The organism is Nocardia sp. CY15, assembly GCF_009829295.1.
In the GTDB taxonomy this organism is placed as follows: Bacteria; Actinomycetota; Actinomycetes; order Mycobacteriales; family Mycobacteriaceae; genus Nocardia; species Nocardia sputi.
Genome location: NZ_VUOT01000021.1, coordinates 151,717 through 159,288 on the forward strand (window position 1 = coordinate 151,717; position 7,572 = coordinate 159,288).

Annotated in this window: 8 protein-coding genes, 1 tRNA gene and 1 pseudogene; 5 read left to right on the forward strand and 5 right to left on the reverse strand. The window is 67.8% G+C overall.

Going from position 1 to position 7,572, the window contains the following annotated elements:
* The first annotated feature begins 20 nt into the window (after window positions 1-20).
* The 3 genes from GVY39_RS22375 (at window position 21) to GVY39_RS22385 (ending at window position 2,109) form a co-directional block, all read left to right on the forward strand.
* Entirely contained in the window at window positions 21-728 is a 708-nt protein-coding gene (locus tag GVY39_RS22375) for a hypothetical protein (protein ID WP_159927671.1), read from the forward strand.
* A gap of 81 nt (window positions 729-809) precedes the next feature.
* Entirely contained in the window at window positions 810-1,421 is a 612-nt protein-coding gene (locus tag GVY39_RS22380; RefSeq protein ID WP_159927672.1) for a DUF305 domain-containing protein, read from the forward strand.
* 136 nt (window positions 1,422-1,557) lie between these two features.
* Entirely contained in the window at window positions 1,558-2,109 is a 552-nt protein-coding gene (locus GVY39_RS22385) for a hypothetical protein (protein ID WP_159927673.1), read from the forward strand.
* A 179-nt stretch (window positions 2,110-2,288) separates the two neighbouring features.
* Here the strand turns inward: GVY39_RS22385 and GVY39_RS22390 are convergent, their stop codons facing one another.
* Both GVY39_RS22390 and GVY39_RS22395 read right to left on the reverse strand, forming a co-directional pair.
* Complete coding sequence (locus GVY39_RS22390; RefSeq protein ID WP_159927674.1) at window positions 2,289-2,612, reverse strand: hypothetical protein; 324 nt, start codon at window positions 2,610-2,612, stop codon at window positions 2,289-2,291.
* A gap of 104 nt (window positions 2,613-2,716) precedes the next feature.
* Entirely contained in the window at window positions 2,717-4,120 is a 1,404-nt protein-coding gene (locus GVY39_RS22395; protein ID WP_236565594.1) for a substrate-binding domain-containing protein, read from the reverse strand.
* A 470-nt stretch (window positions 4,121-4,590) separates the two neighbouring features.
* On the opposite strand from GVY39_RS22395, the gene GVY39_RS22400 reads away from it, so the two are divergent.
* Window positions 4,591-5,394, forward strand: a complete 804-nt coding sequence (locus GVY39_RS22400) for an SDR family oxidoreductase (RefSeq protein ID WP_159927676.1) — start codon at window positions 4,591-4,593, stop codon at window positions 5,392-5,394.
* 61 nt (window positions 5,395-5,455) lie between these two features.
* Entirely contained in the window at window positions 5,456-5,686 is a 231-nt protein-coding gene (locus tag GVY39_RS22405; RefSeq protein WP_159927677.1) for a hypothetical protein, read from the forward strand.
* Window positions 5,687-5,730: 44 nt separating this feature from the next.
* On the opposite strand, the gene GVY39_RS22410 is transcribed toward GVY39_RS22405, so the two are convergent.
* The 3 genes and pseudogenes from GVY39_RS22410 to GVY39_RS22420 all read right to left on the reverse strand — a co-directional run.
* Window positions 5,731-5,804: transfer RNA gene (locus tag GVY39_RS22410), tRNA-Leu, on the reverse strand.
* A gap of 230 nt (window positions 5,805-6,034) precedes the next feature.
* Window positions 6,035-6,952: a ribonuclease Z gene (locus GVY39_RS22415; RefSeq protein ID WP_159927678.1), complete on the reverse strand. Its 918-nt coding sequence runs from the start codon at window positions 6,950-6,952 to the stop codon at window positions 6,035-6,037.
* Window positions 6,953-7,002: 50 nt separating this feature from the next.
* Window positions 7,003-7,446 (reverse strand): annotated as a pseudogene (locus tag GVY39_RS22420) (amino acid permease); the annotation flags it as partial.
* Window positions 7,447-7,572 lie beyond the last annotated feature (126 nt).

A 7,572-nucleotide genomic window follows, 5' to 3' on the forward strand; every position in this document is an offset into this window, starting at 1 on the left:
GGCGGCTAGACTCGGCACTCGTGGTCGAACGCCGCATCCTGCACACCGCCGGGCTCGCCCGGCACTTCCAGCTCCTCGCAGTGCTGGTGTTACTCGCCGGGATCGTCGCCATGCACTCGGCCGTCTTCGCGGCCTCCGGCCACGTCCATGCGTCTGGCGCACAGGCCGCCCCTGTCGCCGAAGCGATGCTCGACGAACCCGGGCGGGCTGCGGGCGCACCGACCGGTCCCGCCCATGACGCTTCCGGCGGCGTCGAGACTTCACCGCACCACAGGATCGCGGCAGTCCCGACTCATGAGGGCTCCCCCACTCGCCACGGTCACCTCCAGCCGCAGGACCGGACGCAAGCCGGAAGCGCCGATTCCTTCGGCAGCGCTGGGACCACGGCAGCCGCAGCGGGCAGCTCCCGGCTCACGCGAACCATCTCGGGCGGCGCCGCCACAAAGTCGTGGGCCGTGGCCGCGCGCTCGGTCGCCGTGGCGATGAGCCCGGTAGACGACATGCCATGTGCGGGCGGCGGGTGCGACGGCGCGCACAGTGGACTGCACGGCTGCGTCTTCATCCTGGTCGCCCTGTTGGCGCTGGCCGCGTTGGTGCTGCTCTACCGGATTGCGGTCGATCGTCCCGGCAGCGGTGCGGCGCGACCGCGCCACTGGCGGCCCCGGCGGGAGCGACCGCCGCCGTGGACCGTGCTCACCTTGGCCGAACTGGCGATTCTGCGGATCTGACACCTTCGCCGCCGCCGTGCGTCCGAACCACGGTCGCGGCGTCGCCTCAACTCCCTCACAGACTTCGCAAGGAGCGACCATATGTTCATCACCCGTACCCGCACGATTCTCGCCCTCACCGCGGCAGCAGCGGTGAGCCTGACCGGCTGCGGTGACGCCGACACCGGGCACACCACCGAACACGACACGTCGACGACCACCTCGGCTGCCACGAGCGTCCCGGCGAGCGCCGAGTACAACGACGCCGACGTGATGTTCCTGCAAATGATGTATCCGCATCACGCCCAGGCCGTCGAGATGGCGGCACTGGTGCCGAGTCACACCGACAACCAGCAGTTGCGTGCGCTGGCCGCGAAGGTGGAGCAGGCACAGGCTCCGGAGATGCGGCAGATCACCGATCTGTTGGAGAGCTTCGGCAAGCAGGCCCCCGCCGCGAGCGAGGGGCACGGCGGCCACGGTATGCCCGGCATGATGTCCGCCGAACAGATGGCGGCGTTGCGAGCGGCATCCGGTCCGGACTTCGATCGCCAGTGGCTGACCATGATGATCGAGCACCACGCGGGCGCGATCGCCATGGCCGAAACCGAACTGGCCGACGGTGCGAACCCCGACGCGAAAGCGCTCGCCCGCACGATCATCGCCGCCCAGCAGTCGGAGATCGAACAGATGCGCGCCATGCTCGGCCAGGGCTGAGCCGCGCCCGCGCCGATATCGGTTGACCATCGATGTCGGCGCGGGTGGTCATCGCCCGCCCACACGACGTACCGTCGTATCGTCCGGCTCTGTTCATCCGTCCCGGCCGGACTTCCGAGGGGAGCGAGGGACCGACATGCGACGACTCGAACGCGCTGGCCTCTTGGCCGCCGCGATGGCCACCACGGCCGGCGTGCTGGTGATCGGCGCCTGCGCACAGCAAGTTTCCGGTTCGGCACAGGTGAACCGGACCGATTTGGCCGCGTACGCCTCGGAGGTCACCTCCTCCTCGGCCGCCGCCTCGTCGTCACGGGCGGCGGCCGTCGAACGGGCGACCAGAACGGCTTGTGACGCCTTCCTCAGCGCCAACGGCAGTTCGGTGCGGGCATTCAACGACTACATCGATGCCAGCAATGCCAGAGGCCGCAACGATCCCGATACGAACGGCAAAGCCGACACCGCTGTCACGACACTGCGGAACAATGCGCGCTCCGTCGACCAGAACGTGACGAAGGAGGTGCCCTCCGCGGTCGCCACCCCGCTGCGCGCCTATCGCGACGACACGAACGCCCTCGCCGACACGCTGGACCGCCGCGCGGACACCGACACCCTGAACGCGGTGATCGACCGCTTCAACGCCACCAAGAACACGGCGCTGGCAGCGTGCGAGGGACACGGGACCCGGTAGTCCGCCACGACTCCTGCCGGTAGTCAGTGCGGCGCACCGGGTTGAAAGCGATTTCTGCGTCTGAACGCGAATTCGACTGCGGGCGTCCAGCGTCGCCATCGATGAGCGTCCGCGCAGCAGCAGTCGAGGCCGATCGGCGTTCGTTCTGGTAGATGTTCCGCCGACCGGACCGAGCGATCTCAGTTCCCCGGCGCAGTGGCGGGTTGTTCGTTGCTCCTGCGGGCGTTCGCTCGGCCGCGCACCTGCTCCAGCACGATCAGGCCGACGCCGATCAGCAGGAAGACAACGGTGATGATCGCCGCCACGACCGACAGACGGGCCAGCCCCCAGCCCGCGAGCACCGCGGCGGCTATCGCGGCCGCCGCCGCTGCCAGCAGCAACCCGTACCCCGGCCAATTCCTGGTGTCGGCCATCGTCGCTCCCGGCTGCGGCGCGGGATCGCGCGCGATGTCCGGAGCGTCATCGAGCGGGGGGATCTCCCATGGCCCGTCGTCCGCTGTCACTGTGCTTCCTCCCGCCGCGATACCGGCCCGTCAACCGGTATCTCATGCGAACGGAATGCCCGGATCGGCTTCGCCGAAACGCGAGTGCGGGCGCACCAGCGGCTTCAGTTGTAGGACTTGGTGACTCCGTCGAGCAGATGCTCCAGGGTGTCGTAGGTCGGGGTCGCGACCACGTCGAGCAAGTCCGCGGCCACCGGTAGGTTGCGTTCGGCGGCGACCTTCGCGAACTGGGCGCCGTCGTTGGTGCGGAAGCCGTGCTCGGCGGCCAGCCGCTGCAACTCCCGGTCGGTGGACAGCAGGCGGCCCAGCTGGTCACCCGTCGCGCCGAAGGGCACCAGCGTGTGCCGGGACAACACCGTCGGGGAGGGATACAGCAGCGTCATCTCGGGGTCGACTTGCCCGCGCACGGTGGCCTCGACGTACTGCGCCTCGTAGATCCAAACCATCGGTGTGGGACCCATACCCGTGGCGAGGTAGTTGTTGAACGGTCCCTCGGTGGTGCTCTCGGTGTAGCCCTGGCCGACGAAAAGTCGTGACACCGCGGGCAGGACGGCTTGCTCGGCGGCCGGACCCTGCACGATCGTGTTGTTGTTCGCGACGTAGCTCGCCGCGGCCAGATACATCGCGGCGGAGTTGGAGCTGCGCGGGTCGGTGGTCGAGATCAGGATGTTCTTGCGCACGGGGTATGCGGTGTTGCCGGGAAGTTCGTCCCAGCGTGTGCCGTTGCGCACCAGATCGAGGTAGCGGCGCAGGTCGAGCGTCGGCACCGGCCCAGGGCGCAGCGCTCCTGCCTTGGCGAGCAGATCGGTGATCGGCGTGAACGTCGCGATGGCCATCGGCGAGGAGAACGGCGTGTACTTCGCGGTCACGTTGCGCTGCCGCTGAATTCGCTCGGCCGCCTGCTCACTGGACGGGAAAGCGAAGTCGAATCTCGCGAGATCGACGGACGTGGCGATCTGGCGCGATCCCGCGGACTCGACCTCGACGCGCACTCCGTTGCGCGCCAGCGCGTCGATTACCTTCGAGTCCTGGAAGAACGGCATCTTCTCCGATCCCACCACACCGCGGACCACCGTGAGCGGCGCGGCGGGAGCGGGAGCGGCAGCGGGTGCCTCGGCAGCGGGTTGCCGCACAGCCAGAACTACGGCGATCACCGTCAAGATGACGACGGCCCCCACGGCGTACGGCGCGAATCGCTTCTTCGACGACCACAACTCACGCAAGTCCGGCATCTTCCTCGGCGCGGTCGCGGCGGGCTCGGTGGAATCGTCCAACGCGACCGTCGCGGGCTGAACTTCCGCTTCGGGCGACTTCTCCAGCTCTCGCCGGACCAACCGCTCGACCAAGATCGGCACGAATTGGCGCACCGGGCGGCCCTCGAACTTCTGTCGGGCCGCGCCCACGGTGCTCTCGATATGCTCCGGAGGGTAAGTCTCGGTGTAGTTTTCGACCAGCCGCTCCGTCATCTGACGAATCGCCTGTTCCTCACGGACGGTATCGACAACCACCACAGTCTCCTCGGCGTCGGGGGTAACGCGGCAGCGTCTCCGGCCTGCACCGCGCCGGCCAACACTAGCCCCAACTTTCGGCCGCCGACATCCGCGAGAACTTCCCGCTGGTGAACGATTCCGGCTGTGCCGGTGCGTATCTCACACCCCGGGCGAACTCTCGTCCGCCCAGCTCAGCGGCCCGCCAACGGTCCGGATGACGGCAGATGCGGTGCCACAGGAGCGACACTTCCAGCCCGGAACCCGCCATGGAGAATTCAATGGGCTATCCCCGAGCCGCCACCGCACGTTGTACTCCTGTTTCCCGCCGCCGAGCGGCCCCGAGTGACGGTGTGCGCCCACGTCTCGCTGGACGCGACCTCGGTTCCGCAGCGCCCCGATCGGCAACCGCGGGCGGCGCGAACGTACTCCCGGGTAGCACGGAAATGAAGTTGACGATATCGTCAGCACATCGCCTCGGAAGGAGTCTCATGTCCCGCCTCGCCGTAGTCACCGGTGCGTCGTCCGGAATAGGAAAGGCTACGGCCGCCACGCTGGCCGGGAAAGGCTATCGGGTGATCGGAACCAGCCGGAATCCCGGCGCCATCGGTGCCGACGCCGTTGTGCCCGGCGTCGAGTACCGGGCGCTCGACCTCACCGATCCGGCTTCGATCGAGACGTTCGCGGCCGGTCTCGGCCCGGTGGACGCGCTGGTCAACAATGCGGGCGAAAGCCAAGCGGGTCCGCTGTCCGAACTGCCCACCGATGCCGTGGAGCGACTGTTCCAGCTGAACGTGCTCGGTCCGGTCGCTTTGACCAGAGCGGTGCTGCCCGGCATGCGGGAACGCGGGTACGGACGCGTCGTGATGGTGGGGTCGATGCTCGCCAGCTTCCCGATGCCCTATCGCTCCTCCTACGTCGCCACCAAGGCGGCACTGCGCGGCTTCGCGGTCGCCGCTCGCTTCGAGGAATCCCCCTTCGGCGTCTGGATAACCGCCGTCGAACCCGGTCAGATCGATACCGGCCTGCGCGAACGACGCACCAAATACCTCGCCGAAGGCTCCCCGCACACCGCCGATTTCACAACGTTCATGGCGGAACTCGATGAGAAGCAGGCGAAAGGCATCACCCCGGAGAAGGTCGCAACCACGATCGTCGGAGCGATCGAAGCCGACCGACCCCAACCTCTCTACGCGGTAGGCAGCAACGCGCCGGCCCTTTTCGCCCTCCGCCGCCTTCTCCCCCGCACGGTCATGGAGCGCGTCATCGCCCGAGCACACGGCCTTTCCCGCTGAGGCCGCGTAGGCACTTCCTCCCGCGTCGCGGGCTTACTCTGGCGCACACCGTTTGAAATGCATGGCTCTCTACGCCGAGATCGAGAAGCTGGACGAAGACGATCAGCAGGTTCGGTACCTCTACCGAGACATACACGGAGTCGAACAGACCCTGCTGTTGAACAAGGCCCGACAGACCATCGCGCGCGAGAACGCTCCCGATGACATGCTGTACCGAGCCGTAGCCGGAAAAATCGCTTCGGCATGGCTGGACACCGGCGCGGCACCCGATCGCCTGATCGTGCAGTCGTAGTCGGCCGCAGGCCCTCGTGTCGCCGCCGGACCGCCAGGCTTCGGTGCCCCCAGTCGGACTCGAACCGACACTGGGCGGATTTTAAGTCCGCTGCCTCTGCCAATTGGGCTATGGGGGCGTCCGGGACAGCGTACCGAGTCGTACGGCTGTACCGGAATTCCGACAGTTCGTCGGGGTGGCGGGGCGTCGGCCGTTGCCGGGTGCCGGGCGGGCGGTCGGGTGACCGGCGCCGGAGGCGGTTGTTTCTCGCCCGGGGTTGGCAGGCGTCCCAGAGAACTAGATCGGTAGCGGCGAGCTGGTGTTAGCGCCCGCGGGCCCACTCGGCGTGGCGAATATCGGCGCGGCGCCTCAGCGCTTGGGCGGCAGCGGGATTCGGGCGAGATCGGTGGCGATGTGGATCTCGCCGGAGAAGTACTTTGCCGCTTCCGCCCAGTGCTCGTCGAGGTCGCGGTAACGCTGGGAGAAGTGGGTGAGTACCAGGGTGCGGACTCCCGCGTCGGCGGCCGCCCGCGCTGCCTGTCCCGCGGTGAGATGGCCGTATTCGATGGCCAGGTGCTCGTCGGCGTCCAGGAAGGTGGCTTCGATGACGAGCATGTCGACGTCGGCGGCGAGTTCCTCGACGCCGGGACACAAGCGGGTGTCCATCACGAAGGAGAAGCTCTGGCCGGGCCGTGGCTCGCTGATCTCGTCCAGGCTGACGGTGCGACCGCGGAATTCGACAGTGCCGCGCTGTTGCAGTTCGGAGATGATCGGGCCACGCATCCCCAAGGCACGCAACCGATCCGGCAGGATTCGCCGGCCGGGCGGCTCGCTGAGCCGATAGCCGAAGGTGTCCACCGGGTGGGAGAGCGGGACCGCCGTCACCGTGAACGGCGCGCCGGGTAGGTCGACGGGGCCGGGCCCGGTGACCGGGCGCGGACGCAACTCGGCGCGGTGATAGTAGGACGTCGCGTTGACCAGGCGGTCGTAGTAGGCGGCGCCCGACGCCGGGAAGCAGACGTCGACCGGATGCGGTACCCGGTCGAGGTTGATCCGCTGCACCACTCCCGCCAGCCCGAGGCTGTGGTCGCCGTGGAAATGGGTGATGGCGATCCGGGTGAGCCCAGTGACGGTGACACCGGCATAGGTCATCTGCCGCTGCGTACCCTCACCGGGATCGAACAGGATCGCCTCGTCGTCCCACCGGAGCAGGTACCCGTTGTGGTTTCGCTGTTTCGTCGGCACCTGACTCGCGGTTCCGAGAACAACCAACTCACGCTGCGACACCGCGTCAGGCTATCCGCCGACAGGCGAGAAGCCGAACAGGGCGTGCGCGACTAAGTGGCCGGGGTCTTGCGGAGCAGGGAGTTGCGCCGGGAGTAGGCGAAGTAGACGACGAAGCCGATCGCCATCCACACCAGGAACCGCAGCCAGGTCTCCACGGACAGATTCAGCATCAGCCACAGGCACGACACCACCGCGAGCACGGGAACCAACGGCACCAGCGGAACCCGGAAGCCGCGCGGCAGGTCGGGGCGGGTGCGCCGAAGGATGAGCACGCCCACCGAAACCAGCACGAACGCGAACAGCGTGCCGATGTTGACCATCTCCTCCAACGTGCCGAAGTCCACGAACCCGGCCAGCACCGCGCAGGCCACGCCGACGATCACGGTGACGCGGACCGGCGTGCCGTTCTTGCCGGTGTGCGCGAGCTTGCGCGGCATCAGCCCGTCGCGCGCCATCGCGAACAGCACCCGGGTCTGCCCCAGGTACATCACCATGAATCTCCTATGTCAAGCTGCGGCCTCGTGGCAAGTGGTGTGGGGCTTGGTTTGCTGGAGCCGGTGGTAGACGACGTCGGCGAGATGACGTTTGAGTACTCGCAGTGCTTCGGTTTTGGAGTTGCC

Excerpts from the sequence above, each read along its gene's own strand:
- GVY39_RS22380 (WP_159927672.1), top strand. The coding sequence starts at position 810 with ATGTTCATCACCCGTACCCGCACGATTCTCGCCCTCACCGCGGCAGCA.
- GVY39_RS22385 (WP_159927673.1), top strand. The coding sequence starts at position 1,558 with ATGCGACGACTCGAACGCGCTGGCCTCTTGGCCGCCGCGATGGCCACC.
- GVY39_RS22400 (WP_159927676.1), top strand. The coding sequence starts at position 4,591 with ATGTCCCGCCTCGCCGTAGTCACCGGTGCGTCGTCCGGAATAGGAAAG.
- GVY39_RS22405 (WP_159927677.1), top strand. The coding sequence starts at position 5,456 with ATGGCTCTCTACGCCGAGATCGAGAAGCTGGACGAAGACGATCAGCAG.